The sequence below is a fragment of the Paludisphaera rhizosphaerae genome, from assembly GCF_011065895.1.
Lineage (GTDB): Bacteria > Planctomycetota > Planctomycetia > Isosphaerales > Isosphaeraceae > Paludisphaera > Paludisphaera rhizosphaerae.
The window spans coordinates 106,343-132,189 of sequence record NZ_JAALCR010000009.1; the positions used below are offsets into that span (position 1 = coordinate 106,343).

General features: G+C 67.9%; 25 protein-coding genes. 14 read left to right on the plus strand and 11 right to left on the minus strand.

The annotated features are described in order from the left end of the window. Window positions 1–14 precede the first annotated feature (14 nt). From G5C50_RS13515 to G5C50_RS13545, 7 genes are all read left to right on the plus strand, one after another. Window positions 15–878 carry a sugar phosphate isomerase/epimerase family protein gene (locus tag G5C50_RS13515; protein ID WP_165070145.1) on the plus strand — a complete coding sequence of 288 codons (864 nt, stop codon included), beginning with the start codon at window positions 15–17 and terminating at the stop codon, window positions 876–878. Next, window positions 875–1,420: a hypothetical protein gene (locus tag G5C50_RS13520; protein ID WP_407673545.1), complete on the plus strand. Its 546-nt coding sequence runs from the start codon at window positions 875–877 to the stop codon at window positions 1,418–1,420. The genes G5C50_RS13515 and G5C50_RS13520 overlap by 4 nt, the downstream gene beginning before the upstream one ends. Window positions 1,421–1,613: 193 nt before the next feature. Next, complete coding sequence (locus tag G5C50_RS32330) at window positions 1,614–1,868, plus strand: hypothetical protein (RefSeq protein ID WP_206107693.1); 255 nt, start codon at window positions 1,614–1,616, stop codon at window positions 1,866–1,868. A 181-nt stretch (window positions 1,869–2,049) separates the two neighbouring features. Next, window positions 2,050–2,817, plus strand: a complete 768-nt coding sequence (locus G5C50_RS13530; protein ID WP_165070148.1) for a creatininase family protein — start codon at window positions 2,050–2,052, stop codon at window positions 2,815–2,817. After that, on the plus strand, window positions 2,814–4,073 hold the full coding sequence (locus G5C50_RS13535; protein WP_165070150.1) for an MFS transporter: 1,260 nt from the start codon (window positions 2,814–2,816) through the stop codon (window positions 4,071–4,073). Before G5C50_RS13530 ends, G5C50_RS13535 begins: the two co-directional genes overlap by 4 nt. A 301-nt stretch (window positions 4,074–4,374) precedes the next feature. Continuing rightward, window positions 4,375–4,539, plus strand: coding sequence for a hypothetical protein (locus tag G5C50_RS13540; protein ID WP_165070152.1), 165 nt, complete (start codon window positions 4,375–4,377; stop codon window positions 4,537–4,539). Between the two features lie 22 nt (window positions 4,540–4,561). Next, window positions 4,562–6,466, plus strand: a complete 1,905-nt coding sequence (locus tag G5C50_RS13545; protein WP_165070154.1) for a sulfatase — start codon at window positions 4,562–4,564, stop codon at window positions 6,464–6,466. Here G5C50_RS13545 and G5C50_RS13550 read toward each other — a convergent pair. Continuing rightward, window positions 6,426–7,160: an endonuclease/exonuclease/phosphatase family protein gene (locus tag G5C50_RS13550; protein ID WP_165070156.1), complete on the minus strand. Its 735-nt coding sequence runs from the start codon at window positions 7,158–7,160 to the stop codon at window positions 6,426–6,428. The genes G5C50_RS13545 and G5C50_RS13550 overlap by 41 nt on opposite strands. A gap of 109 nt (window positions 7,161–7,269) precedes the next feature. Here G5C50_RS13550 and G5C50_RS13555 point away from each other — a divergent pair, with 109 nt between their 5' ends. Both G5C50_RS13555 and G5C50_RS13560 read left to right on the plus strand, forming a co-directional pair. Then, complete coding sequence (locus G5C50_RS13555) at window positions 7,270–7,698, plus strand: hypothetical protein (protein ID WP_165070158.1); 429 nt, start codon at window positions 7,270–7,272, stop codon at window positions 7,696–7,698. Between the two features lie 122 nt (window positions 7,699–7,820). After that, a complete protein-coding gene (locus G5C50_RS13560; protein ID WP_165070160.1) occupies window positions 7,821–8,123 on the plus strand; it encodes a hypothetical protein in 303 nt (100 codons plus the stop codon). Between the two features lie 201 nt (window positions 8,124–8,324). On the opposite strand, the gene G5C50_RS13565 is transcribed toward G5C50_RS13560, so the two are convergent. From G5C50_RS13565 to G5C50_RS13590, 6 genes are all read right to left on the minus strand, one after another. After that, on the minus strand, window positions 8,325–9,056 hold the full coding sequence (locus tag G5C50_RS13565; RefSeq protein WP_165070162.1) for a hypothetical protein: 732 nt from the start codon (window positions 9,054–9,056) through the stop codon (window positions 8,325–8,327). A gap of 115 nt (window positions 9,057–9,171) precedes the next feature. Beyond that, window positions 9,172–11,010, minus strand: a complete 1,839-nt coding sequence (locus tag G5C50_RS13570) for a hypothetical protein (protein ID WP_165070164.1) — start codon at window positions 11,008–11,010, stop codon at window positions 9,172–9,174. 5 nt (window positions 11,011–11,015) lie between these two features. Then, the gene (locus tag G5C50_RS13575; protein ID WP_165070166.1) at window positions 11,016–11,735 is read right to left on the minus strand and encodes a hypothetical protein; all 720 of its coding nucleotides are present in this window, start codon (window positions 11,733–11,735) and stop codon (window positions 11,016–11,018) included. 34 nt (window positions 11,736–11,769) lie between these two features. Then, window positions 11,770–12,309, minus strand: a complete 540-nt coding sequence (locus G5C50_RS13580; RefSeq protein ID WP_165070169.1) for an RNA polymerase sigma factor — start codon at window positions 12,307–12,309, stop codon at window positions 11,770–11,772. Window positions 12,310–12,552: 243 nt separating this feature from the next. Beyond that, window positions 12,553–12,945, minus strand: a complete 393-nt coding sequence (locus G5C50_RS13585) for a hypothetical protein (RefSeq protein WP_165070172.1) — start codon at window positions 12,943–12,945, stop codon at window positions 12,553–12,555. A gap of 175 nt (window positions 12,946–13,120) precedes the next feature. Next, entirely contained in the window at window positions 13,121–13,330 is a 210-nt protein-coding gene (locus G5C50_RS13590) for a hypothetical protein (RefSeq protein WP_165070174.1), read from the minus strand. 385 nt (window positions 13,331–13,715) lie between these two features. Here G5C50_RS13590 and G5C50_RS13595 point away from each other — a divergent pair, with 385 nt between their 5' ends. The 5 genes from G5C50_RS13595 to G5C50_RS13615 all read left to right on the plus strand — a co-directional run bounded on the left by G5C50_RS13595 (window position 13,716) and on the right by G5C50_RS13615 (window position 19,696). Continuing rightward, window positions 13,716–14,162 (plus strand): hypothetical protein, encoded by a 447-nt coding sequence (locus G5C50_RS13595; protein WP_165070177.1) that lies wholly within the window; start codon window positions 13,716–13,718, stop codon window positions 14,160–14,162. Window positions 14,163–14,237: 75 nt separating this feature from the next. Further along, window positions 14,238–15,233 (plus strand): DUF1559 domain-containing protein, encoded by a 996-nt coding sequence (locus G5C50_RS13600; protein ID WP_165070180.1) that lies wholly within the window; start codon window positions 14,238–14,240, stop codon window positions 15,231–15,233. Window positions 15,234–15,324: 91 nt separating this feature from the next. Next, entirely contained in the window at window positions 15,325–16,782 is a 1,458-nt protein-coding gene (locus G5C50_RS13605) for a sulfatase (protein ID WP_165070183.1), read from the plus strand. A gap of 23 nt (window positions 16,783–16,805) precedes the next feature. After that, window positions 16,806–18,275 (plus strand): sulfatase, encoded by a 1,470-nt coding sequence (locus G5C50_RS13610; protein ID WP_206107694.1) that lies wholly within the window; start codon window positions 16,806–16,808, stop codon window positions 18,273–18,275. Between the two features lie 194 nt (window positions 18,276–18,469). Further along, window positions 18,470–19,696 carry a DEAD/DEAH box helicase gene (locus G5C50_RS13615; protein ID WP_240907073.1) on the plus strand — a complete coding sequence of 409 codons (1,227 nt, stop codon included), beginning with the start codon at window positions 18,470–18,472 and terminating at the stop codon, window positions 19,694–19,696. A gap of 15 nt (window positions 19,697–19,711) precedes the next feature. Here G5C50_RS13615 and G5C50_RS13620 read toward each other — a convergent pair whose 3' ends face one another. The 4 genes from G5C50_RS13620 to infB form a co-directional block, all read right to left on the minus strand. Further along, a complete protein-coding gene (locus tag G5C50_RS13620) occupies window positions 19,712–21,058 on the minus strand; it encodes a BatD family protein (protein ID WP_165070185.1) in 1,347 nt (448 codons plus the stop codon). Beyond that, window positions 21,055–21,915 (minus strand): endonuclease, encoded by an 861-nt coding sequence (locus G5C50_RS13625; protein ID WP_165070188.1) that lies wholly within the window; start codon window positions 21,913–21,915, stop codon window positions 21,055–21,057. The genes G5C50_RS13620 and G5C50_RS13625 overlap by 4 nt, the downstream gene beginning before the upstream one ends. Window positions 21,916–21,989: 74 nt before the next feature. After that, on the minus strand, window positions 21,990–22,445 hold the full coding sequence (rbfA, locus tag G5C50_RS13630) for a 30S ribosome-binding factor RbfA (protein ID WP_165070191.1): 456 nt from the start codon (window positions 22,443–22,445) through the stop codon (window positions 21,990–21,992). A 126-nt stretch (window positions 22,446–22,571) separates the two neighbouring features. Further along, window positions 22,572–25,778 (minus strand): translation initiation factor IF-2, encoded by a 3,207-nt coding sequence (gene infB / locus G5C50_RS13635; protein ID WP_220369758.1) that lies wholly within the window; start codon window positions 25,776–25,778, stop codon window positions 22,572–22,574. Window positions 25,779–25,847: the final 69 nt, after the last annotated feature.

The window sequence follows — 25,847 nt, forward strand, 5'->3', positions numbered from 1 at the left end:
TCGGTGCCGCTTTCATGAAGCCCTGCATCAGCCAAGCCACCACGATGAACGCCCCGGTCGAGGCCGAGTTGAAGGCCTTTGGCCGGGGAGGGTGGAATCTCGTCGAGCTTTGGCTGACCAAGATCGAGGGATACCTCGTCGGCCGGAAGACGTCCGACCTGCGCAGCCTCCTCGACGAGCACGGACTCAAGCCCGCCGCGGCCGCCGGCCAGGGGGGGCTCTTGCTCTCTCGGGGGGCGGAACGCGGCGTGCACTGGGATCTCTTCCGCCGCCGACTGGAGCTGCTCCGCGAGCTGGAAGTGCCGGTCCTCGTGGTGGCGGTCGATTTTCAACGCGCCCTGACCGAGGATGATTACCCGCTGGCCGCCGCCTCGCTCGCCGAGGCGGGCGAACTAGCTGCCCCGTACGGTGTGAAGATCGCGCTGGAGTTCCAGAGGGGCGCCTCGTTCTGCGCCAGCCTGGATACGACGCTGGCCCTGATCGCCCAGTGTCGATCGGCGAACGTGGGGGTCTGCCTGGACCTGTTCCACTACTACACCGGCCCGAGCAAATTCGAGGATCTGGCCTACCTGACGCGTGAGAACCTGGCCTGGGTCCAGCTTTGCGACCTGGCCGGGACGCCTCGCGAACTGGCCGGCGACTCGGACCGAATCCTCCCCGGCGAGGGAGATTTCCAGATCACCCCGATCCTCGACCATCTGGGGGCGATCGGCTATGACGGGCCGGTCTCGCTGGAGGTGCTGAACCCGGCGCTTTGGGTTTCGCCCGTCGATCGCGTGGCGGACTTCGGCCATCAGGCGACCGTCCGCGCGCTGGGGCGTTGGAACGACGACGCCGGGCCCGACGCCGGCCTCGGATCCGACCGGAAAGGACGTTGAGCGTGTCGAGCGTGGCGACGATCCGTCCAGCCTCGGCCCTCTTCCACGAAGAGCAATACTTCGATTGGAAAGTCTACGCGCTGATCGGATTTCTGGAACTCGCCTGCGGCCTATCGATCCTGGCGTGGACCCACCGGGCGGACGCCGCCGATCTGGCCTCGCGAGCATGGGCGCCCGATTTCCTGCTGGGCCTGGCCGCCGGTCTGGGCGTGCCGTTCCTGCTGATCGTCTCCGTCCTGCACATGACGACCGAGGTCGGCCCCGACGTGGCCACGATTTGGTACGGCTGGGTCCCCATTTACCGCCGGACGTTCGCCCTGGCTGACGTCCAGTCTTGCGAGGTCGTCCAGTATCGGCCGATCGCCGATTACGGCGGCTGGGGCGTCCGCCGCCGCTCCGACGGCGAACGCGCGCTGACCGCCCGCGGCGACCGCGGCGTCCGCGTGACCCTCGCCGACGGCTCCCGCCTCCTCATCGGCTCCCAGCGCCCCGAGGACCTCACCGCCGTCCTCTCCCGCTCCAACGGCCCCGACGCCGTCTGACAGGCCATCGCAAAATAGGGACGTCGGGTAGCGGGACTTCGGCTGTCGATCGAGGTGGAAGCGGGTCGTCGGGAACGGCGGCCGACGGCTCGATGACGAGCTGTTTGCGGCCTGGGTCGACGGTGAGCCATCGCGTGACGTCGTCAGGCGGCAGGAGTGCGGACCAATCGATCTCTTCAGCCGAGGGAACCGGTTGGTCAAGCAGCAGCGTGAACGCGTATCGATCCTCGTAATTGGAACCGATCCATATCCAGGCATAACCGAGGATACGGGGATTCGGGTCGTCGAGGATGTATTGCTGTGGAACGAAGCCATCGCACCAGTAAATACGGGTCGCGGCGTGCCTGAACCCAGCGAGTTCGAAGCACACACGGTATTCCAGGTGGATCCAGAATTTGCGTTCATCCACTGGGTCGCCTCCTCTGGTCTGATGATCAAGAACACATAGGTCAGTAGGGCGCTACCCAAGCTCGGCAATTCTACTGCGGACGCTATCGCGTCCCATCCTTACGAGACAGTCTTCGGATCGACCGAGTTCGCCGCTTTGAGTCGGCTGTCGGGTCGACTACACTGGTCACGGGCCGCCGGGCGGGTCGGCGGCGATGGGTGATGGGCGAGGGGGCCCCGCGATGCGGTTGCAGGACATGAAGTGGCCGGAGGTGCAGGCGCTCTCCGGCGACGTGCCGATCGTGGCGCCGATCGCCGCCGTCGAGCAGCACGGGCGGCACTTGCCCGTCTTCACGGACAGCATGCTTCTTGGCGAGGTTTGCCGCCGCGCCCAGGAGGCGATGGGGGACAAGGTCGTCTGGGCTCCCCTGCTCTGGCTCGGGAATTCGCATCATCATATGGATTTCCCCGGAACCGTCTCGGCCGAGCCGCGCGTCTATCTCGACCTGCTCGCCGGGCTGGTCGAGAACTTCCTGGCCCATGGGTTTCGGCGGATCGTCTTCCTCAACGGCCACGGCGGGAACATCGTCCCGTCCAGTCAGGCCGTTTTCGAGGCCCGCCAGCGGCATCGCGACCGCTCGGACCTGCTGCTCCTCTCGGCGACTTACTGGTCGGTCGGCCCGCAGCCGCCGGACCTCGGGCCGGGGTTCGTCCAGGACCACATGGAACACGCCTGCGAGTGGGAGACCTCCATGATCCTCCGGCTCGCGCCGGATCTCGTGGGGCCGATCTCGCATCTTGAGGAAGTCTCCGGGGCCGACGGATTCGCCCCCGCCGCGCACGGGTGGACGACCAAGGACCGCAGCGCCGAGGGCTACATCGGCTCGCCAAGTCACGCCACGGCCGAGAAGGGCGAACGCCTCTTCCAGCGGTTCTCGTCGGATGTCGTCGCATTCCTGGAAAAGGTGGTCGGCTGGGACGGGCGGACCTGGGCGGGAGGCCGTTCATGAGCGTCGAAGAAGCGGCTGCGCCGCCGATCGCCTGGCGGACCTGGGCCGCCTGCGGCCTGATGCTGTTCGCGACGGCCCTCAATTACATGGATCGACAGGCGCTTGCGCAACAGGCCACCGAGGTCCAGGCTGAGCTGCACCTCAACGACGAGCAGTACGGCGAGCTGGAATACTGGTTCGGGATCGCCTTCGCCGCCGGCGGCGTCGTCACCGGCTGGCTCGTCGACCGCGTCAGCCTGCGCTGGATGTATCCGGCGATCCTCCTGGCGTGGTCGGTCGTCGGCTTCCTCACCGGCGGCGCGACGTCGTATCGGGAACTGCTGATTTATCGCGTTCTGCTGGGGTTCTTCGAGACCGGCCAGTGGCCCTGTGCGCTGGCGGCCTCGCAGCGGCTGCTCTCGCGGGGGAATCGTGCTCTGGGGAACAGCATCCTCCAGAGCGGCGCCTCGCTGGGGGCGATCGCCACGCCTCTCGTCGTGCTGGCGCTGAACTCCGGAGACGCCGGCGGTTGGCGGATCCCCTTCCGCGTGATCGGTGCGCTGGGGGTGGTCTGGGTGGCCGCCTGGCTCGTGTTGATCCGCCCCGGCGATCTGGACGGACCCCAGGAAGAATCGGATAAGCGAGCCGATGCGCCGCCGAGCGACCCGGCGACGACGATCCGGCGCGTCGCGGTCTTGATCGTGGTCGTCATCATGATCAACGTCTGCTGGCAGTACTTCCGGGCCTGGATGCCCAAGATGCTGGCGAAGGAGCACGGGTACGACCGCAACGCGGTGCAACTGTTCTCGTCGGCGTATTACGTCGCCGCGGGGATCGGCTGTCTGGCGGCGGGGTATCTCTCGCGACAGTTGTTCGTACGCGGTTGGAGCGTCCACGGCGCGAGGCTGGCGACGTTCGCCGGCTGCGTCGCGCTGACGTCGACGAGCCTGGCCGCGGCCTATCTGCCGGCCTCGCCGCTGCTGCTGGGCCTGCTGCTGGCGATCGGGTTCGGCTCGCTCGGCCAGTTCCCGCCGTACTACGCGTTCACGCAGGAGATCTCGGCACGTCGGATGGGCCTGGTAACTGGGCTTTTCAGCCTGGCCGCCTGGGGCGCCACTGCGCCGATGCATCCGGCGATCGGCCGTTGGATCGACCGAACCGGCTCCTACGCGGCCCCCAATGCGCTCGCTGGGCTCGCCCCGGTCGTCGCCCTCTTGGCCCTGATCGCACTATGGGACCTCCCCCGCCGCTCCGACCGATCGGGCCCCTCCGCCTGAGTCGGTGATTCGGAATTCTGAATAGGCATTCAGAAAAATCGTCGGATTGAAGGAAAACGCCGGGCCTCCCGAGTTCCGGAAGACGCTGAGTTCTTTCGGAGAAGAGACGAACGCGGTGGGGCTCGAGCGGGGCGGCGATCGCCGCCGGTTCGTCCTGAGGGCCCTCACGCCGGTTGCGAGGGGCTTGCGTCGACTCCGCGATAGGGAATCTTGCGCCGGGCTGGATCGCCGGTCTCGGGGGCGTCGTCGCGCGCTCATGCAAATGAAAGTGTGATATCATTTTCATTCGGGGGAATTCTGCATGGAACCGATTTTCGCCTACTTCGGCCCCGAGGTGCAGATGCCGATGGCGTCGCTGCTGGCCTCGTTGGTCGGGATGCTGATGATCGCAGGGGCGACGCCGGTGCGTGCGGCCCGACGGCTGTGGGAGCGGTTGGGGGCGTCGCGTCGCGAGGCTCGCGGCTGAGGGCGGTTCGGGAGGATCGGCCTTGGACGAAATCGCGGCGCGGGGGGGCCGGCGGGCCGCGTTGGACGCCTTCCGCACGGCCCTGGCGTTCGGCCTGACGGCCGGGGGCGTCGAACTGCTGCTGCTGGCCCTTCGAGTTGGGGCGTGGGAACGGGGCTTCTTCCTGCGCAGTCGGCATTTCGTCTGGATGGTCCCCACGTCGACGACGATGCTGTTCGCCGGCCAGGGGCTCGTCGCCGCGGCGGTTGCGGCTCGTTGGGAAGAACGGCCGGCGGCTCGACGCGCGATCCTTGGGCTTTACGTCTTCACGGCGGTTCTGGGCTGGTTCCTGCTGGTTCGGGGGCTGGCCGCGTCAGCATGCGGCTTGATCGCGCTGGGATTCGCGGCGAGGTTTGGGCCCTGGCTGGACGTGCGTCGCGAGGGGCTCCGACGGTTCGTCGGGCTCGCTTCGCCGACGCTCGCCGTGGCGCTGGCCGGCACGGCCGTCCTGCTGTTCTTCCGCGATTCGCGCGAGGCCTCGTGGCGGCGCGGGGAAGCTCCGGTCCTGACCGGCGTCCGGGACGTGCTTCTGATCGTCCTGGACACCGTGCGGGCGGATCATTTGTGCCTGTATGGATACGATCGACCGACCACGCCGAACCTCGGTCGGCTGGCGGGCGAGTCGACGGTGTTCACGAGGGCCCGCGCGGCGGGCGCATGGACCCTCCCCTCGCACGCGACGATCTTCACCGGCCGGTGGCCGGGCGAGTTGGGCGTGGAGCGGGCCGGGTGGCTGGATGGGACGACGCCCACCCTGGCCGAGCGTTTCCGCGACGCCGGCGCGGCGACGGGCGGCTTCGTCGCCAATCCGTTCTTCTGCGGCCGCGAGTCGGGCCTGGGCCGCGGCTTCCAGGTCTACGCTGATTATCCGCTGACGTTCGGCGAGGTCTTCCGATCGTCGGCGCTCGGATGGCTGCTGGCTCGCTCATGGTTTCGCCTGGAGGCGACGATCCAGCCGGGAGGGTCGGCTGGGGCGGTGCGAGACGTCGACCTGGACTTCTCGCGCAAGAGCGCCGCGACGGTCGCGCGCGAATACCTGGCCTGGCTCGACCGTTGCGATCGCGACGATCCCCGTCGATCGCGGTTCGCCTTCCTCAACCTGTTCGACGCCCACGATCCGTACATCCCCCCTTCGGGCTTCGCGCCGAGGTTTGCCGTCGGCTCGCGTCCCGACACGCCCAAACTGCTGCGTGACTGGCAGCGAGTCGACAAGAGCAAGCTCACCGACAACGACGTCCGGGCCGCACGCGACGCCTACGACGACTGCCTGGCAGCGCTCGACGCGCAGCTTGGCGATCTGATCGAATCCCTGCGCGCCCGGGGCTCGCTCGATCACACGATCCTGATCGTGACGGCCGATCACGGCGAACAGTTCGGCGAGCGCGGCGAGTTCGGCCACGGGCTCGGCCTGTACGATGAGGAGGTGCGCGTGCCGCTTTTGATCCGCGCGCCGGGGCTCGCTCCCGCGGGCCTGGTGGTCAACCGTGAAGTCAGCCTGCGCGACGTGGCCGCAACGACGATGGGTCTTTCGGGGCTCGCCTTCCGTGAGCCCCCCCTCCCCGGCGTTTCGCTTGCCGAATGCTGGCGGGATGGTGGGACGGGCGCGACTTCGCCGGCGTTCTCCGAGCTTCTCGGGGCCGTCGATCCGGGGGAGTCCACGGCCGAGGAAGACCCGCCGAAGTCGTGGAAGAGCGTCGAGGTCGACGGATTTTCCTACATCCGCCGCGGCGACGGCCGGGAATCGCTCTACGAACTGAAGTCGGATCCGGGTCAACTCCACGACCTTCACGCCGAACCCGCGATGAGCCAGGCTCTCGATCGCTGCCGACGGGCGCTGGCCGAGGTGGTCAGCCGGGGGTCGGCTGCGGCCGCAGGTGGAAGTCGATGACGAGCGGGAGGTGGTCGGAGGCGTCGCGGGCGAGTTTCGAGCGGGCGATCCGGGCGTGCCGGATGGTGACGGCGCCCCGGGTGTAGGCTTTATCCAGGGCCGTCATCGGGAGATAGGCCGGGAACGATCGGAACCGCGAGCGTGGCGCGGTGACCTGGTGGAAGCCTTCGCGGCCGAGGGCTCCCTTGACGCCCAGCGTGTTGCGCCAGTCGTTGTAATCGCCGACGATCAGAGTCGGAAGGTGGCAGGACTCGCGGAAGAGGGCGTGCCGCATCAGGTGGTCGGCCTGCCAGTGCCGCTCCTTCTCAGCCAGGCCGAGATGCCAGTGGATCAGGTGGAGCGGGCCTTCGGGCGTCTCGACGACGCAGATCTGCGCCCCACGGGGCTTGCGGCGTTCCATACGCAGCGAGATCTGGTGGTGCGACTGGAGGGGCCAGCGCGAGAGGACGAGGTTGCCGTAACCCCCCTCTTTGAGTCGAACGTTGAGTTGGTACAGGTGGGCGATCGGCCGGAAGGCTGTGACGAACAGGTGCGCCTGGTCGTCGTGGCGGGTCCGCTTGACGTTCCGATCCACCTCCTGGAGGCAGATGAGGTCTGGGTTTTCCTGCTCGACGACCTCGATGACGCGGTCGAGCCGGTAGCGGCGGTCTCGGCCGCCGACCCCCTTGTGGATGTTATAGCTGAGAAGGCGCATTTGCGGTTTTCTCTGGAAACCAGTGTAGGTTTAGTGTCAAGCTTGTCACTAAACAACCGAGTGTCGCGATGCCGAGACCAGGAAAACTGTGGCGGTGGAGTGCGCGAAGTTGCTGAGCTGCGATGATCGACGGCGTGCGGGTTTGCGCCTCGAAGTCGAGCCGCCCACGCCGTCTTTCGTCTCGAGAGCCGTCCCATCTGACGGCTGCACGATCGCTGCGACGATCAACCAGGCGAGCACTGCCTCGTCGCAGTTCAGGTTCACGGTCGCCGCCAAAGGCTTGACGGGCGCTGCCGACTCGGTTTTCATGCTGGGGTCTATCCTCACCGTCACCCCCGCCATCCGGCTCCAAGCCGGCTGGGAGGTGGTGCTCAACTTGGCGCCTGACGCTGCGTCGGCCTTGGTTGGGGATGGCACCTGCGTGGGTAGCTCCGTGACCGCGACGAAAAACACCACTGACAGCCCCGGCGGCGGTAAGACGGCGATTCCGGCGCCCGCCGGTCTCAGCAGCGTGGTGATGATGATCGGGAGGCTGTGACACGATCGCTTTGTGAAAAAATTAACATTGATGACGAAGTCATTACGGTTCCGAACGGGATTCTATATTTTGGACCGATGGGTTCCGTGATCGCTTACTCCAGAAGGATCTTTGCACCTCCCATGCTCCGACGCCTTCTACCCCCTGAACTCTTTCTGGTCGCCGCACTGGTAGGGCTCTTCGCCATCGTTAACTGGATCTCACCAAGAGTTCCTGTGCTCCCCGCGACCGCACCCACACCCACGCCGCGAGTTCTGGCGGTGCGTCGCGAGATCACCAGACTGCATCAGGGCGAGCGACATCAGAGGCTGCAGGCGATCCTCGAGGACCCAACTCTCTCTGCCGACGACGCCGAGACCCTGCGGCTCGACTCCTCCTGGCTCCTGGCTCAACCTGACCCCGAGTTCCTGCCGATCGTCGACTGAACTTCCTCGCGTGATCTTCTGGTGGTTCCCCGCTTTCACCCGGGCTTCGGCCGGGGTTTTTTTATGCGCCGAGCCTGATACGATTCGCGGCGATCAACTCCAGATTAATCGCGTGCATCCTGTGGTCTTATCGCGTTTATCAGTCCGAGGCCGCCGCGAATCTTCCATGGCTGATAAGGCGCGTGGGCTTCGTCGCGGATTTCATTGAGGTTTCGCACCCGGAGTGCGTTGCGAGGTCGGGTCGGCTCCGGCCTCTGCCTCGGTCTCGGCATCGACATCGACCTCGGGGTCGGCTTCGGTGTCGTCCCAGTGTCTTCGACGCTCGACGTAATGGCGGAGAGCGGCATGGTCTTCCACGGCCAGGTGCCTCGGGACGCCGTGGGAGTCGCGAGCGACTGGCTCATCGAGGGCTGGGTCGGATTCGGCCGTCGTCGGGGGGGGATGCCAGCGAGCGTGATGAAGGGATCGGACGATGCCGTAGTGGCTGTAGGCCCGGTAGGCGAACCAGAAGAAGATGACGTTGGGCCCCGGGAGGATCCAGAGGACCAGGCCGGTCAGGACGGCGAGGACGGCATCGACGATCACCCAGAGCAGGTGTGTGCTCGCCCGAGCCGCCAGGTAGCGCCGCCAGGCTGAGCGGGTCTTTTTCTCGCTCGTCGCCGAGGGATGGTGGAGCGTGATCGATTCGGCCGAGCCGAGCTTCGCCAGCAATGGTTCGTCCGGCCTGACGGAGGTCTGAAGCCAGTCCCAGACCTTGCGCGAGAATCGCGCGGCGGCCGTAGGCGAGGTCTTCCAACGCGCCTCGATTTCCGCCCATTTGGCGGCCGCCCAACCTCGCGCGCCGTCGGCTTGATCGGCGTCGTCGGCGATCTGGGAGGGGTCGGCGTAGAAGAACGGGCGTCCGTGTTCGGGCCTGAGGTAGAGGATCTTCACGGCGGGGCGAGGACTCCTGGGGGCCGCCGGGCGTCGACGATCCCTTGAGGAATAGGACGCCCCAAGGCTCCAGGATAGCGGCGAATCCTCCCCGGCGCGAAGGCGGCGGGCCGGATCAGGGGGTCTTCGGGGATCGTCCGGTCCGATCGGGGACCAGTCCGAACCGGAGTTCGATGACCTCCGCCTTCTCGTCGACCCGACCGGCGGCGTAGACCGCCTCGAACGGCTCGGCCAGGTCGAGGATCTGGTCGAGGTCGTGGGCGACCTCGGCCGCGGAGCGGTCTTTCCGCCGGGCGGCGGCGGCGACGAGCCGGTCCTTATGACGGGCCGCGAGGGAACGGAGCTTGAGGAGATCGGCGAAGGCGTAGGATGAGAGATCCGAGATCGCCGCCTCGCGCAGCCTGAGGAAACGGGCTCCGGCGTCCGCGCGGAGCCCGGCCTCCAGGTAACGGGCGACGGCCGCACGCGACGAACCCACGACCAACCGCCGCGCCTGGGCGCCGATCGCGAAGGCGAACGGGAACGGAACGTCCAGCGAGACGACGCCTTCGCGGGCGAGGACCTGGGCGTTCGCCGGCGCCCACTTGGACTCAAGGGCCAGCGCGGCCAACGCGGCCTTCAGGGCGTTCTCCAGCGCGGCGGCCGTCGGCGGTCGCTGGTCGCCGGATCGGTCGTTGAGGCCCGCCTCGTCGTTGATCTCGATGGCGGCGACGATCGGGAAGAGCGGGCCGACGCCGTTCGGTTCGGGAGCGTCCGCGTACACGACGGTCCGCGGACCCAGCGCCGGCAGGATCCGGTCGTGCAGATTCTGACCCAGCAACAGAGCGCTCGCGATGGCCTCCAGCTTGGCGAGTCGTCCCCGCTCGGCGTCCGGGACCAGTGCGGTCAGGAGCTTGTAGAGCGTCGGGAAATCGATGTTCATCGCCGCCGCCGCCACGGCGGTCGACGGCGGCGTCATGAGCTGTGGCCCCGGTCCGAGCCGTTCGTCCTGCAAACGGAACGGGGCGAACGCGGCGTCGTCCATGCGCTCGAACGAGCCTGTCTGGAACGCCTGCACGATCTGGAGCTGAATCTTGGTCTCGCCGACGGTCAATCCGGCCGCCGTCATGTCCATCGCGCCGAAGTAGGTCCGCAGCCCTTTGAGCAGTTTCCTGGCCGCGGGATCTGGATTCGGGGGAAGAGCCTGGAGCGTTCGAACCAGCAAGGCGGGCGAGATGAACGCCCGCGCGATCGGCCGATCCGCCAGCAACTGGGAGGCTTCCACGAACCCCGCGGCTTCGGCGAACGACGGCCCTCGGCCGGCGTCGCCGGCCTTGCGGTCGATCGCCTCCTGAATCGGCGATTCGGCGTTCGAGAAGGCGAAAACGCCGTCCGGGAAGAGGACGTAAAACTCCGTCAACCTCCCCGAGCCGTCGGGAAACCGCCTCGTGAAATAGCTGACGGCGCCCCGGCGGGTTTCCACGATCTCCGCCAACTCGCCGCTCTCGCGCTGGGCCTGGTTGATCCGGTTCACCAGAACTCCAAGGAGGTCCGGCCGGCGAGCCTTCAACGCCAGCAGACCGCGTGCGTGCGAGGCGTCGAGGGTCGGCTCGTCGGGGACGAGGATGGCCAGGATCACGGCGTCGCCCAGCAGGTCGTCGCGGACCTCGGCCGGAGTCGTCCCCAGGAAGCCGAGGATCCGGTCGCGGGCCTGGAAGAAATCGCGGGCGTTGCGCGAGTTGAGCCAGGCCTGGATCGAGGGCCTTTCGAGGAGCGATTTCGTCAGTTGCAAGCCGGTGATCTCGCCCCAACGGCCCCGGAGGTCGTCAAGCGCCAGGACCGCCCCGGCGTCCGCGGGGACCAGCTTCAGCAGGGCGTCGCTGGGGGCTTCGCCGCCGCGGAGGTTGGGGACGAGCCAGAGCGTCGCGAGCAGGGCGAAAGTCGCGGATCGGGAGGCGAGCGGCGTGGCGGTCATCAGTCTCAGGCTCCCTTCGGTGCGGCGGACGGCGCGGGGGCGTTGCGGTCGGGCGCTTCCAGGGCCGGCGAGCGGAGGAATCCGAACGCCTGACGCGCGGCGTCGGAGAGAGGCCGGGCGCCGGCGGCGGCGTATCCTCCCACCCGGTCGAGCAGCGTGGAAGAGTCGAGTTCCGTCGACGCCGTCGGCTCGGCTTCAGCGACGGGCTGCTCGTCGGCGAACGAGGCGTCGAGCATGAGTCTCGCCGCCGGTTCCGAGGCGGTTTGAGCCAGCCGCCATGAGGCGTCGCGGGCGTCGGCCACGGCGAGGCTCAGCGAGACGGGCTGCGGCGCGTCCAGCGGCTGGGGCGGCTCGTTCGTGGCAGGTCGGATCGCCAGGAGAACCGCCGCGGCGGCGAGTGAACCCGCGGCCAGGGCGGCGATCCCCGCCCCGGGGCCGAAACGCCGGGGCGCGGGCAGGACCAACGGTTCGACGGCGGCCTGGAGGATCCGATCGGCGATCTCCGGTTCCGGGGTCGGTCGGGCCGACCAGGCCCGCATCGCGGTGCGGAGAGTCTCGAACTGGTTCTGACTCAGGCGGCATGCGGGGCATTCGGCGGCGTGCTCGCGGAGGCTTGACTCAAAGGCGAGACGCGCGGCCGTCGCTTTCGGACCGTCGTCGCGGCGGGGGCCGGACTCGGCGTCCAGCAGCCGGTTCCAGATCTGGTCGAAGTCGCGGCAGTTCATGGGGTTCGTCCGGTTCGACGGCCTCCGGTTCGGGTCAACATTGGACGCCTCGGCTCGCCAGATGGGCGGCCAGTTCGGCTCGGGCGCGGTGGAGCCAGGTCTTGATCGTCCCCACGGGACGCCCGAGCGCGGCGGCGACCTCCTCGTAAGACAGGCCCTGCTCGTGGAACAGCGTGAAGACCCGGCGGTATTCGGGACGGAGCCGAGAAAGGGCCAGCTCCAACTCCCCGGCCAGGTCGTCGGGATCCGAAACGGCGGGGCGGGCGTCGGGGCGGTCGACGATGTAGGCGGGCCCGGCCGGAGCGGGCCGCTTCGCCCGCGCGGCGAGCGCCGTGCGGCAGCGGTTGGCGGCGATCTCCAGGAGCCAGGGCCGGATGGGCCGGTCGGCGTCGAAACCGAAGATGCCGCGAAGCGCCCGGACGAACGTCTCCTGCATCGCGTCTTCGGCGTCGTGCCGATGGTCGAGCATCCGGAAGCAGAGACCGAACACCACGCCCTGGAATCTCGCGATCAGCTCGCGAGGGGCCTGGGGGTCTCCCGCCCGGATCGCCTCGACCAGAAGGCGGTCGTCCATCGTCGCCCTTGCCCGCCCGACGTTCCGGCCCGTCGTTTCCCCCGGTTCCGCCGAGTCCGCGCCGGTCGAGGGGTGATACCCGGGGGATGGGGCCTTCGTTTCAACGTCTCGATCATTCTCGCCGAAATGACGGCTCGGGGTCGATCGGAGAACCGCGGAAACGCCGATCGGCGGCGTCCCACCCCCAGAGGGGCGAGGCGTCGCCGATCGAGAGGCGCAGGTTTTGGGAGGGGCGGAGTCGGATCAGGATCCGACGACCGCGCCGGTCCCTTCGAGGTCGAGAAGCGCGGCCAGCTCTTCGGCCGAAAGGTCGAGGAATTCTCTCCCCTGGCGTTCCAGGCCTTCCTCCATCCGGACGGCGAGCTCGTGCAGTTCGGGGAGATCGACCCGGAAGGCCAGGTCGGCCAGGTCCTGGGGATTCAGGTCGCTGAGCCGCCGTTGCATCGTTTCCAGCTCGAGCTCGATACGGGTCATGGCCTCGCGCATCTCGGCGTGGGTCTCCGCGGAGCCGCCGACGACCAGGCACTGAGCGCTTCGCGTCAGACGCTGGAGGTCGTCGCCGCCGTCAAGCCCGATGCCGATGACGGCGGCGCGGAGACGGCGGGTGGGCGGCGTCGAGGTTTGGGTCGTGCTCATCGCGCAAGGGGCCTTTCGCGTGGGGTCGCCGATGTGCAGAGGGACGTCGAACGGGGGCGAATCCCTCGGGCGTCATCGGCCAGGTTCGTCACGCTTGTTATCGGCTCCCGCGCGGCGGTCGAACAGGGCCGGGGTTCGGAATCCCGGCCCGCTCGGGATGCGACCGGCAACGGTCTTACGACCCGCTCAGGCATTCCTTCGCGACGTTGCGGGCGACCCGGTAGGCGATTTTGATCGTCAGGCCGCGACCCTCGATCTGGTCTTCGGTGAACGGCCGGCCCTCGCTCGTGTGCAGCCCCGCCAGAGCGATGGTCAGTGGGAGCAAATCGAGAAATTGGCGGTACTTCTGCTGAAGATCGGGCGAGGCGGGGATGGGTTCGGCCACGGCAGGCTCCTTTCGCGAAGTCGGGGGTCGCGACCGCCCGAGGGGCGGGCCGTCCGGCCCGTTCCGTGCGCCCCGCGGCGTCGCCGCCGGGCCGGTCGCAAGTCCCTCGATTCTCTCCCCGCCGACCTGCACCGGGCAAGCGCGTACACCGTCAGAACGACGCTTTTCGTGGCCGGGTCGAGCGCGACTTGAGGGAAAACGAGTCCTTTCCTCGAGAAACTTTGTTCTCCTTGGGCCGCGACCTCGCTACAGTAAGGCACCCCCCTCTCCGGTTCCTTTAAACCAAGAGATTCTGAAGTCCCGCTCTCCTCTCTGGGACTTTCTGATGATGCGTGATCGGGTGTTTCTCTCGGCCCGGTGTACGTTCCAGACGGAGTATCACACGATGACGCGCCGATTCCATCCATGCGTCCGCATGGGGTTGGTTCTGACGTTGGCGTTTCTGATCCCCGTCGGATGCAGCGAGGGGGATGGGCTCCCTCGTCAGGAGATCACGGGCAGCGTGCTCTTTGACGGGAAACCCCTGGCGACGGGCTCGATCCAGTTCCAGCCTGGCGGCGGCCCCGGAGAGGGTTCCGTCGGCGCCGGCGCCGTCATCCAGGACGGCAAATATCAGATCGATCGCGAGAAAGGGCTGACTCCCGGCTCGTACAGGGTCGTCATCCTCTCGCACGACTCGTCCATCCAGCCCGTCCAGGAAGACGTCCCTGGCGGCGGGGTTCGTCTCGCTCCCGAGTTGATTCCTCCCCAGTACAACGTCAAGACGACGCTCACCGCCGAAGTCGTCGCCGAAAAGCCGAACGTCTTCGACTACGACCTTCAGAAGAAGTGAGCCAGACGACCTCGCCTCGCCATTCCCACCCCCCCCAATTCCGCCCGCTTTCTTTTCAAGGGAGGTATTTCACCGATGAAACGTCGCCGTGGATTCACCCTGATCGAACTGCTGGTCGTCATCGCCATCATCGCCGTGCTGATCGCTCTGCTCTTGCCCGCTGTGCAGGCGGCCCGCGAGGCCGCTCGTCGGATCCAGTGCACCAACAACCTGAAGCAAATCGCACTGGGGATGCACAATTACCACGAGACGATGGGATCGCTCCCGCCCGGGATTAAGGGATGCTGCTACGGGACCTGGATGGTCTACAGCCTGCCGTTCGTCGAACAGGGGGCGATGTACAATTCCTGGAACTCGCTGGGGAACAGCAACCCGGCGGGGAACGCCTTCGACACTCTCCTCCGATACGGAGGGGCGGTGAACCTCACCGTCACCCGCAGCCACATCAGCGCTTACAAGTGCCCGTCCGATCCGAGCGCCTGGACGATCACGAACACTGCGAACAATATCACGTCGCACAACTACGTCGTGAACTTCGGCAACACGAACACGAGCCAGGCCACAACCTACTTCGGCGTGACGTTCGGCGGGGCGCCGTTCAGCGACATCGGCTCGCCGACGGGAAATCAGAACGTCGTCCAGAACGGGGCGATCACCCCCAGCGCGATCCTTGGGACGTTCAACTTCAGCGCGATCCCCGACGGCCTGAGCAACACGCTGCTCGTCTCCGAGATTCTCATCGGCACCGGCGGCGACCTCCGGGGGTTCTCCTGGTGGGCCAACGGCTCGACTTTCAGCGCCTGGGGCGGGCCGAACAGCTCCGTGTTGGACATCCTCCCCAGCGGCAGCTACTGCAAGCCGGCGATCGCCACCAACCCCCCGTGCGACCCCAACGGCCAGTCGTCCACCTCGGGGCTGATCACGACGGCCCGCAGCAAGCATCCCGGCGGCGTCAACACGGCGATGGCCGACGGCAGCGTGAGGTTCTTCAAGAACTCCATCAGCCTGCAAACCTGGCGGGCCCTCTCCACCAGCAAGGGGGGCGAGGTCATCAGTGCGGATTCGTTCTGACCGCCGTTCTTCGCGACTCGCCCCGTCCGGCCTCGCGTCGGGCGGGGCGATCGTTGCTCTTGCAGCGAGCCCTCAGGAGACGACGCGCATCATGATTCTCTTCAGACCCGCGGCGGTGATCGCGGCCCTTCTGGCTCTGATCGCCGCAGCGCCGACCGCCGTCGCCGACGATCGGATGAACGTCCTGTTCATCATCTCCGACGATCTCACCGCGACGGCTCTGAGCTGCTACGGCAACCCCGTCTGCAAGACGCCCAACATCGACCGCCTGGCGGCGCAGGGCGTTCGGTTCAGCCGGGCCTACTGTCAGGCGACCTTCTGCGGGCCTTCGCGGGCGTCGTTCCTCTCGGGGTATTACCCGCACGCCTCGAAGGTCTTCGGCTATGTCAGCGGGCGGCAGGCCATCGGCGACGCTCGCGCCACCTGGCCGCAGCACTTCAAGAACGCCGGCTACCACACGGCGAGGGTCGGCAAGATCTTCCACATGGGCGTCCCGGGGGATGTTGAGAAGGGCGTCGACAGCGCCGACGACCCGGCCTCGTGGTCAGAGAAGCACAATTGCCAGGGCCCGGAGTGGAAGGCCCCCGGCGCGGGCGAGACGCTGGAGGGAAATCCTGACGGCAAGAAGCCCGTGGTCGGCGGCAACACGTTCGTGGTCGTCGCGGCCGACGGCGACGACCTCGTCCACGCTGACGGCAAGGCGGCGGCGAAGGCCGTGGAACTCATCGACGATTTCAAGGGGCGTGCCGACCCCTTCTTCCTGGCCGTCGGGTTCGTCCGTCCCCACGTCCCGTTCGTCGCCCCCAAGAAGTATTTCGACCTCTATCCCTGGGAAACGATCGAGCTGCCGCCGGGCGCTGAGAGCGACCAGGACGACATCCCGAAGGCCGGCATCAACTACAAGACCGGCGCGAACATGAAGTTCGACGACGTTCGCCGTAGGAAGTCGATCGCCGGTTATTACGCGGCAGTCAGCTTCATGGACGCCCAGGTCGGCAAGGTGCTTGACGCGCTGGAGCGATCCGGCAAGGCCGATCGGACGATCGTGATCTTCACCTCGGACCACGGCTACCACCTGGGCGAGCACGACTTCTGGGCCAAGGTCAGTCTGCACGAGGAGTCGGCGGCCGTCCCGCTTATCATCCGTAAGCCGGGAGGCAAGCCGGGCGTCAGCCGCTCGCTCGTCGGCCTGATCGATCTCTACCCGACCGTCTCGCGCCTCTGCGGCCTGGAAGTCCCAACCCGGATCCAGGGGCTCGACCTCGGGCCGGTCCTCGACGACCCTGCGCGGACCGTCCGCGACGCGGCGTTCTCGATCAACGGCCCCGATTTTCACAACGGACTTCTGCTCCGCGAGGACCGCTGGGCCTACATCCAGTATGGCGAGGACGCCAGGGACGGCGTGGAGCTGTACGACATGGAGGCCGACCCGGGCCAGCACCGCAACCTGGCCGTCGAGCCCGGCCGTCGAGAGCAGCTTGAGGCATTCCGGCAGAAGGTCGCCGACCGACTCCGCGAGGTCCGCGCCTGCGACCTGCATCCCCGTTGACCACCTGCGCCATGAGGTCCGAAATGCCTCGACGTCTCCGATGCGCGGCGATGATTCCGGCTGTGTTCGCTTTCCTCCTGGCGATCGCGGCCCCGTCGACGGCGCTCGGAGTGGACGAGCGGCCCAACGTCCTGTTCATCATCGCCGACGACCTGACGAGGACGGCGCTGGGGTGTTACGGCAACCCGATCTGCAAGACGCCCAACATCGATCGCCTGGCCTCGCAGGGCGTTCGGTTCAGCCGGGCGTACTGTCAGGCGACCTACTGCGGGCCATCGAGGGCGTCGTTCCTCTCGGGATACTACCCGCACGCGACGAAGGTCTTCGGCTACGTCAGCGGGCGGCAGGCCATCGGCGACGCTCGCGCCACCTGGCCGCAGCATTTCAAGAACGCCGGCTACCACTCCGCGCGGGTTGGCAAGATCTTCCACATGGGCCTGGCCGACGTCGAAAACGGGACCGACGGCGCCGACGACCCGGCGACGTGGTCCGAGCGTCACAACAGCAAGGGGCTCGAGTGGAAGGCTCCCGGGACCGGGGCGACGCTGGAGAACAACCCCGACGGCAAGAAGCCCGTGATCGGCGGCAACAACTTCGTCGTGCTTGCGACCGAAGGCGACGATCAGGTCCTCGCCGACACCCAGACGGCCTCCACGGCGGTGCAGTTGATCGAGAAGTTCAAGGATCGCGCCGACCCCTTTTTCCTGGCCGTGGGTTTCATGCGTCCCCACGTCCCGTTCGTCGCCCCGAAAGCGTACTACGACCTCTACCCGTATGAGTCGATCGAACTCCCTCCCGATGCCGAGGCGGATCAGGAGAACATCCCCCCGGCCGGCATCAACTACCGGACCGGCTCCGGGATGCAGTTCAACGACGACCGCCGGAAGAAGGCGATCGCCGGCTATTACGCTTCGGTTACTTACATGGACGCCCAGGTCGGGCGTGTGCTCGATGCGCTGGAACGATCAGGTCGGGCTGGGAATACGATCGTGATCCTCACGTCCGACCACGGGTTCCACCTGGGCGAGCACGACTTCTGGGCGAAGGTGAGCCTGCACGAGGAATCGGCGACGGTCCCGCTCATCATCCGCAAGCCGGGAGGCAAGCCGGGTGTCAGCCGCTCGATCGTGGGCTTGATCGATCTCTACCCGACCGTCTCTCGCCTCTGCGGACTGGAGGTCCCCTCGCGACTTCAGGGGCTCGATATCGGACCGATTCTCGACGACCCCTCTCGGTCGGTCCGCGACGCAATGCTCTCGATCAACACGCCCTCGTATCACAACGGCTTCCTCTGGCGCGACGATCGTTGGGCCTTCATTCAATACTCCGAGGACGCATCGAAGGGCATCGAACTCTACGACATGGAAGCCGACCCGTTGCAACGTCGAAACCTGGCCCGCGACCCGGCCCATCGCGAACAGGTCGATTCCTTCAAGGCGAAGATCGCCGCCCGGCTGCGCGAGATCCGGACCAACGATCTGGGGCTGAATTGAGAAGGTGGATGCCCGGCTTGGCGCGACGTCGGCGTCCAATCACTCTTGGCTTTGACGACCGCGCTCGGATCTGATAGATTGGATCTTGAAGAATTGAATAGAAACGGAACGATGGTCGGAGCGGATCGGCCGCCCGGCGCACGCATTCGTCATTTGAACCAAGTCGCATTCGCAGGAATTTTTCGGAGGACTGTTTGATTCGCCCAGTTAAGGAGGAACCCGCCTCGGGCTTCCGCTCGATGGGCCTGAGCCCGACCATGCTGAAGGCCCTGGCGCTCGCCAGGTATCACACCCCCTCGCCGATCCAAGCCGAGTTCATCCCCCACGCCCTTGACGGTTCCGACGTCCTGGGTCAGGCCCAAACGGGGACCGGCAAGACGGCCGCCTTCGGTATCCCTCTCATCGAGATGCTTGAAGCACGAGGCCGCGGGCCCCAGGCCATCATCCTGGCGCCGACCCGCGAACTCACCCAGCAGATCGTCGTCGAGCTGAAGAAGCTGTGCGCCAATCGCGCCGACGTCTCTGTCTGCGGACTCTACGGCGGCGAGCCCATCGAGCGTCAGATCCGCGCGCTGAGCCGCGGGATCGACATCGCCGTTGGGACGCCCGGCCGGGTGCTCGACCATATGGAGCGCCACACGCTGTACCTTGGGGACATCTTCCACCTGGTCCTCGACGAGGCCGACCGGATGCTCGACATCGGGTTCCGGCCGGACATCGAGCGGATCATGAAGAAGCTTCCCGTCCCCCACCAGACGCTGCTCCTCTCCGCGACCATCAGCCCGGAGATTCGCACGCTCACCCACCGCTACATGCACGACCCGGTCGAGCTGAACCTGTCGACGGACGAGCCTTCGGTCGAGAAGATCCAGCAGTTTTATATCTCGGTCAACCACGACCGGAAGATGGAGCTGCTCGTCCACCTGCTGAAGCGTGACAAGCCCCGCCAGTGCATCGTCTTCACCCGCACCAAGCGCGGCGCCGACCGGCTGGCCGAGCGGTTGCGGCGGACGGTTCCCGGCGTGGCGGCCATCCACGGCGACCTCGCCCAGACGGCCCGCGACCGCGTCATGTCCGGCTTCCGCGCGGGGACGATCCCGATCCTGGTCGCCACCGACGTCGTCGGCCGCGGCATCGACGTCGCCGGTATCAGCCACGTCGTCAACTACGACATCCCCGACGACCCGGAGAACTACGTCCACCGCATCGGCCGCACCGGCCGCATGGGTAAGGACGGCGTCGCCTACCTGTTCGTCGGCCCCGATCAGGGCGATCCCTTGACCGAGATCGAGGCGCTCATCAACAAGGTGATCCCGGCTCACAACGTCGAGGGTTTCGAGGTCGTTCGGCCTTCGGCCGGCGCCCCCAAGGCTCGCGAACTGTTCAACACCGTGACCAACCGCTCGTTCGCCGGTCGCTGAGCTTCCTCGCTTCGTTCATTCCCACCATCGGCCGCCGGAGCGCCCGAGGGCTTCAAACAGCTCCCGGGCGTCGTCTTGCAGGCGGCCCGCCTCCTCTGGTTTCTCGCCGCCGGCCGTTCCTGGGGCGGCGAAGAGGGCGTGATCGCAACGCGCGGCCATCACCGCCGCGCGGCGAGCCATCTCGTCCGACCTGCTGACGCGCGCCACCGCCTCGGCCGCCTCCCTGGGCGTCAAGGCCCCCGGCGGCCGGCCGACGCCGATCCGTGCGTATTCCGCAATCGCGTCGAGCGTTTCACGCGCCACATTTTCCTCAGACGCTTCCCCCAGCTTTCGCGCCGCTTCGACGGCGAACCGTCTCGCGCCACGGCGATGACCGGGGAACGACTTCCGCAGGACATCGGCCACTCGACGGCGCAAGACGATCGCCGTCAGGATCATGGCCGCCATCGCAGCCGCCGTTGAGATCGTCGCGATCCGGCCGGCCGACATCCCCGGCGCAGGGGGGCGGTAGTCGATCCCCTCGGGATTGAAGGCCGGCGCGGCGACGACCTTGAACGGAACGCCCCCCGAGACGTGGGTGACGTATCGTCCGACGCGAGGATCGTACGACGCGATCGAGACCGGCGGCAGGACGACCTCGCCCGCCTGCATGGCGCGGATGCGATAGACGAACGCCCGCGACGGAGGCTCGTCGACGGTCTCGTCCGGCAGGTCGCCGACGCGGGGCTCGATCGCCAGCGCGCGGAGCCGGTCGAGATCCGGGCGCGTGGTCATCCCCCACGCGCCGGGGCCTTCGACGCGGATCCGATAGAGAGCTTCCTGACCGACGCGGACCTGCGCCGGTTGGACCTCGGCGGAGGCCTTGAAATCGCCGACGCCCCCGAGGAACCCGGGCGGTCGGCCGGCGATCGGGGGAGGGTCGATGGTCAGGCGGATCGGCGCGCTGCGACCCGTGCGATCGCCCAGCCGAGCGGTGATCGGCGGGACGTCGAGCCGGCCGGGGGCGGTCGCGACCAGTCGCAGCCGAGTCGTGAACAGGTTGTCGCTGGCCACGGCGCCGCCGATGGCGGTCACGCTGGTGGGCCGGAACGTCTCCTCCACGACCCACATCCGCGCGTCTTTGAGCGCGGGCCACTCTAGCTTCGGCCGCTTGTCCTGCGCCGGGACGTCGACGAAAACGTCCGCCCCCTGCCCCGCCAGCACGCGGTCGGAACGGACCCGGACGCGGACGAGCAGGTCTTCCCCGAGGCAGCTAGGGGCGAGGGCAAGGAATGCGAACACCGCAAGCACCAGGCTGTGGCCCGGCGTCGGCGAGAACCAAACGCCGCCGGCAGGTCTGCGGCCGGCGGGCGTCGTGTTCACTTGTCGCCAGGCTTGGCCTTGCCCCCCTTCTTGGGAGGCGCGGGAGCCGGAGCGGGAGCGGGAGGGTGGGCTTTCTTGGCATTGGCCGGCGGAGCCTTTTCGGGCTCCTTGGCCTTGGGAGCGGCCTTGGGCTTCTCCTCGGCCGGGGCCGCCGTCTTGGCCGCCTTGGGGGCGGGCTCGTCCTTGGCGGGGGCGGATTTGGCCGGCTTCCCCGTGTGGATCCATCGGGGGGCCTTGGGGTCGTTGGCGATGGCCGGATCGTGGGCCATCTCTTCGAGGAGGTCGACGAACTCGGCGCCGCGGTTCTTGGGGATGGCTCGTTCGACGAGCCCACGGAGTGCGGCGACGTCCTCCTCGTGGAGGCCGAGACTCTCCAGCGCCTGGCGGGCGGCGTTGTCGATGGGGATGGCGTGGCCGCCCAGGGCCTGCTGGATGACGGTGGCGACGACGTAGTCCGAGCCGAACGCCTCGTAGACCTGAAGCGTCTTGAGGGCCTCCTTCAGAGGCTTCTTGGCGAGCGCTTCCAGCGAGGTGAAGCTGTAGGTCTTCTCGAAGAGCTGGCGGAGGAACTTCCGGATGCGATGGGCGCGGCCGGTCGGGTCGGGGACGTCGGCGAGGGTTTCCTGGACTTCCTCGATCGGGCTGACGCGGACCTCGTTCCAGTCGAAGAACTGGTCCTTGAAGCGCGAGAGGGCCTGGTTGGCCTGCTCGCGAGTGGTCCCTTCGTGGCAGATCCCATAGACGACCGCGTCGATCACCGGGAGCCGGCTCGGCGCGGGGCCGGCCTTGGGCTTGTACCGCTTCTTGAGATAAGCCTGGAGATCGGCGAGATACTGGGTCTTGCTTTGAGTCGCCATGAACCTGTCGGGGGTTGAATGCGCTTGCTTCGAGATGTCTCGTCAGTGAGCGGCCGGTCGGAGGGGCGGTGCGATCAGGAGTGGTCGTCCTGATCGTCGTCTTCCGATCCGTCGTCGGCCTCGGGAGGCTCCACGGCCTCATCGGAGTCGTCGTCGTGGTCGTGGGACTCGGGTCCGGCGCGGGCGTCGGAGGCCACGGCCTCCTCGATCAGTCGGCCCATCTCAACGGATTTCTTGACGCTCTCGTCGAGCTTGAAGCTGAGGATCGGAGTGTATCGGATCTGGAGCCGTGCGGCGACCTTCGCCTGGAGGAATCCCGAGGCGCTTTTGAGGCCTTTCATGGCTGTGCTGCGTTCGCCCGGCGTCCCCATGACGGTGACGTAGACGGTCGCGTTGCGAAGGTCGTGGGAGACCTCGACGCGCAGGATCGTGACGCCCTGCACGCGTGGGTCGGACACCTCGAACAGGACGGCCGAGGCGACCACCTCGCGAATGGCTTCGGCGATGCGGAGGCTGCGGTGGGAGGGCATCGGGATGGAATTCCTGGGTCGGTCGATCAATCGGCGGCGCGCGGGGCGCGGCCCCCGCGCGCCGATCGGGCCGGCCGGTGAGAAACCGGCGGGCTCGGTCGGCGGCGGGGGCCGCAACCGTGGGCGTTACAGGGTGCGACGGATCACGTCGACGCGATAGGCCTCGATGACGTCGTCGAGCTTCACGTCGTCGAAGTTGGCGATCTTGATGCCGCACTCGAAGTTCTGCTGGACTTCCTTGGCATCGTCCTTGTGCCGCTTGAGGGCCTCGACGGCACCCTTGTAGATTTCGCGACCCTCGCGGATCAGGCGAACCTTGGCCGAGCGTTCGATGACGCCCTGGGTGACGAAGCAGCCGGCGACGACGCCGACCTTGGAGATCCGGAAGACCTGACGGACGACCGCCCGGCCCAGGTGGACCTCCTTGATCTCGGGCACGAGCATGCCCTCGACGGCCTTCTTCACGTCGTCGGTGACCTGATAGATGATGTCGTAGCGGCGGATCTCGATGTCCTTCTCGTCCGCCATGGCGATCGCCCGGTCTTCGGGAGCGACGCGGTAGCCGATGATGATCGCCTGCGAGGCGTCGGCCAGGATGACGTCGCTTTCCGTGATCCCGCCCACGCCCCTCAGGAGGATGCGGATGGGGACCTCGGCGTTTTCCAGCTTGTCCAGCTCCTTGACGATCGCCTCGATGGAGCCCTGGACGTCCGCCTTGATGATGAGGTTGAGCGACTTGACCTTCCGCTCGGCCATCTTGTTGTAGAGGTTTTCGAGCGTGACGGTCTGACGTTCAGCCTGGGCGGCGTCGCGGGTGCGGAGGCGGCGGGCCTCGGCGACCTCGCGTGCGCGGGTGACGTCGTCGACGACGGCGAAGTTCTCGCCGGCGACGGGGACGACGTCGAGGCCGGAGATCTCGACGGGGAACGACGGCGGGGCCTCGGTGACTGAGCGGCCGGCGTCGTCGAAGAGGGCCCGAATGCGGCCGTAGCCGTCGCCGCAGACGACGACGTCGCCGACCTTGAGCGTCCCTTCGCGGACCAGCACGGTGGCGATGACGCCGCGGCCCTCGGAGATCGAGGCTTCAAGGCAGGTGCCGGCGGCCGGACGGTTGGGGTCGGCCTTCAGCTCGTGCAGCTCGGCGATGGTTTCGAGCGTGGCGAGCAGGTCGGAGACGCCCAGGCCGGTGGAGGCGGACGTCTTGACGACCTCGACGTCGCCGCCCCATTCCACGGGGTTGAGCCCCTGCTGGGAGAGCTCGCCGTAGATCTTGCTGATGTTGGAGACGTTGTCGACGTTGGGCAGGTCGATCTTGTTGAGGGCCACGACGATCGGGACCTCGGCCGCCTTGGCGTGGGCGATGGCCTCGACCGTCTGGGGCATGACGCCGTCGTCGGCGGCGACCACCAGGACGACGATGTCGGTGACGTTGGCGCCGCGGGCCCGCATGGCGGTGAACGCCTCGTGGCCCGGGGTGTCGACGAAGGTGATCGGCTTGTCGTTGTACTCGACCTGGTAGGCGCCGATGTGCTGGGTGATGCCGCCGCTTTCGCTCTCGACGACCTTGGACTTGCGGATCCGGTCCAGCAGCGAGGTCTTGCCGTGGTCGACGTGGCCCAGGATCGTGATGACCGGGGGCCGGGGCTGAAGCTCAACCCCTTCGACGGCGCCTTCGTAGGCCTCGTTGAAGTCGTCTTCCGCCGTGCGGGCGTAGACGACCTCCAGGGTGATGCCGTACTCCATCGCCAGCATGGTCGCCAACTCTTCGTCGAGGTTGGCGTTGATGGTGGCCATGTGGCCCATGGCCATCAGCTTGCGGAGGATGTCGTTGGCCTTGACGCCCAGGGCCTCGGAGAGGGTCCGGACGTTGATCGGGGCCTCGATCTCGGCGTGCGATTTCCGCGGTTGGATCGCGGACGCGTGACGGCCGCCCCCCTTGTGGTGGGACCTGCGTCCGCCCCGCCCGCGACGCGCTTCGTCGTCGTCGTTGAGCAGCGCGGCGGCCGGCATGGGGGAGCTCACGCGGCGGTCGGTGGCGCGCTCGTTGCGGCGGGCGCGGCGGCCGGCGCGGTCGGCGGAGGAGCCGACGCCCTTCTTCTTGCGATCGTCGTCGTCGTCGGTCTGCGGCGGGGCGACCGGGGCCGGAGCGTGGCCGAGCGGGCCGGGGACGGGCCCCCGGGCGACGGGGCCGCGGTTGGGACCGCTGGGAGGGACTCCGGGACGGCCTGGAGCGGGACGGGCGGCGAGCCCGCCAGGGCCGCCCGGGCGAGGAGCGCCAGGGCGAGGAGCCGCCGCCGGGGCGTTGGGGCCGATCTGGCCGGAACGCATCAGCGCGAGCATGTCCTCGCGAGTCATCCGCTTCTCAGGGCGCTGAATCTTGCCCTCGGGAGCGCTCGGCTGAGGTCGCGTGGGGCCGCCCTGCGGGCGGGGCCCCTGGGACTGCGAGGGGGCCACGGGGGGGAGCGGCCGGCGCGGGCCGGCGGCGTCTCGGCGCGGGCCCTCGCCCGCCTCGTCGCCCGGCCGTCGGGCTTCATCGCCGGGGCGGCGGCCCGAGGCCGGGGGGCCTTGGTTGGCCCCGGTCCTGTGGACCGGGGGGCGGATTCCCGCCGAACTCATGTATTCGCTCCGCTTGAGAGGTTGGAAGGAGGGCGAGCCGCCCCCGGGGGTCGAGGGGGGGGGCGTGACTGGGCCTTGGTGAGTCGAGGTGGGGTGCTGCGGCCGGACCGCCGGGTGGGGTTCGCCCGGGCGGGACGTCGGCGGGGGGCCGCTGGGGCGGCTAGAGCCGGCGCCGCCGACTCCGCTGCCGCCGCGATGCGGCGTATGACCAGAGAGCGGCCCGCCCGATCGCGACAACGGCGCAGCCCCGCCGGGGGCGGGAGCATGAGCGGGGCGGCTGTGAATGGGCGCCTGGGCCGGCTGCGACGTCGGCGTCGCAACGGGATTCGGCCGGGGGGACGTCGGGCTCCCGGAGGTCGGCGGAGCCGGGGGCTGCGTCGAGGCCGGGGGCCGAGGCGCGACGGCCGCGGCCTCACTCGGGGCGCGGTGCGTCGGGGTCGGCGAAGGCGTCGCGACCGGGGGCTTGGCGGCCGGGGGCGTCGCCGGCGGCTCGACCCGCCGCGCGGGCTCGGCGGCAGGGGGGGACGTCGGCTTGGCCGCGACGGCGGCCTGGCTTGAATCGCGCGCCACCAAATCCCGGATCTGCTCCACGGTTGGGGGATCGATGACGGCCAAAGCGTTGGCCTTCACGTCCAGGTTCCAGCCCTGGATCCGATCCAGCAGCTCCTGGCTCTTCAATCCTAGTTCTTTCGCCAACTCGTGAACACGCGTGGACAAAGGCAACTCCTCCCGGAACCGGCTCCGGCCGGCCGCGTGGGTTCGCGGCCCGAAACGAATTCGTCGTGT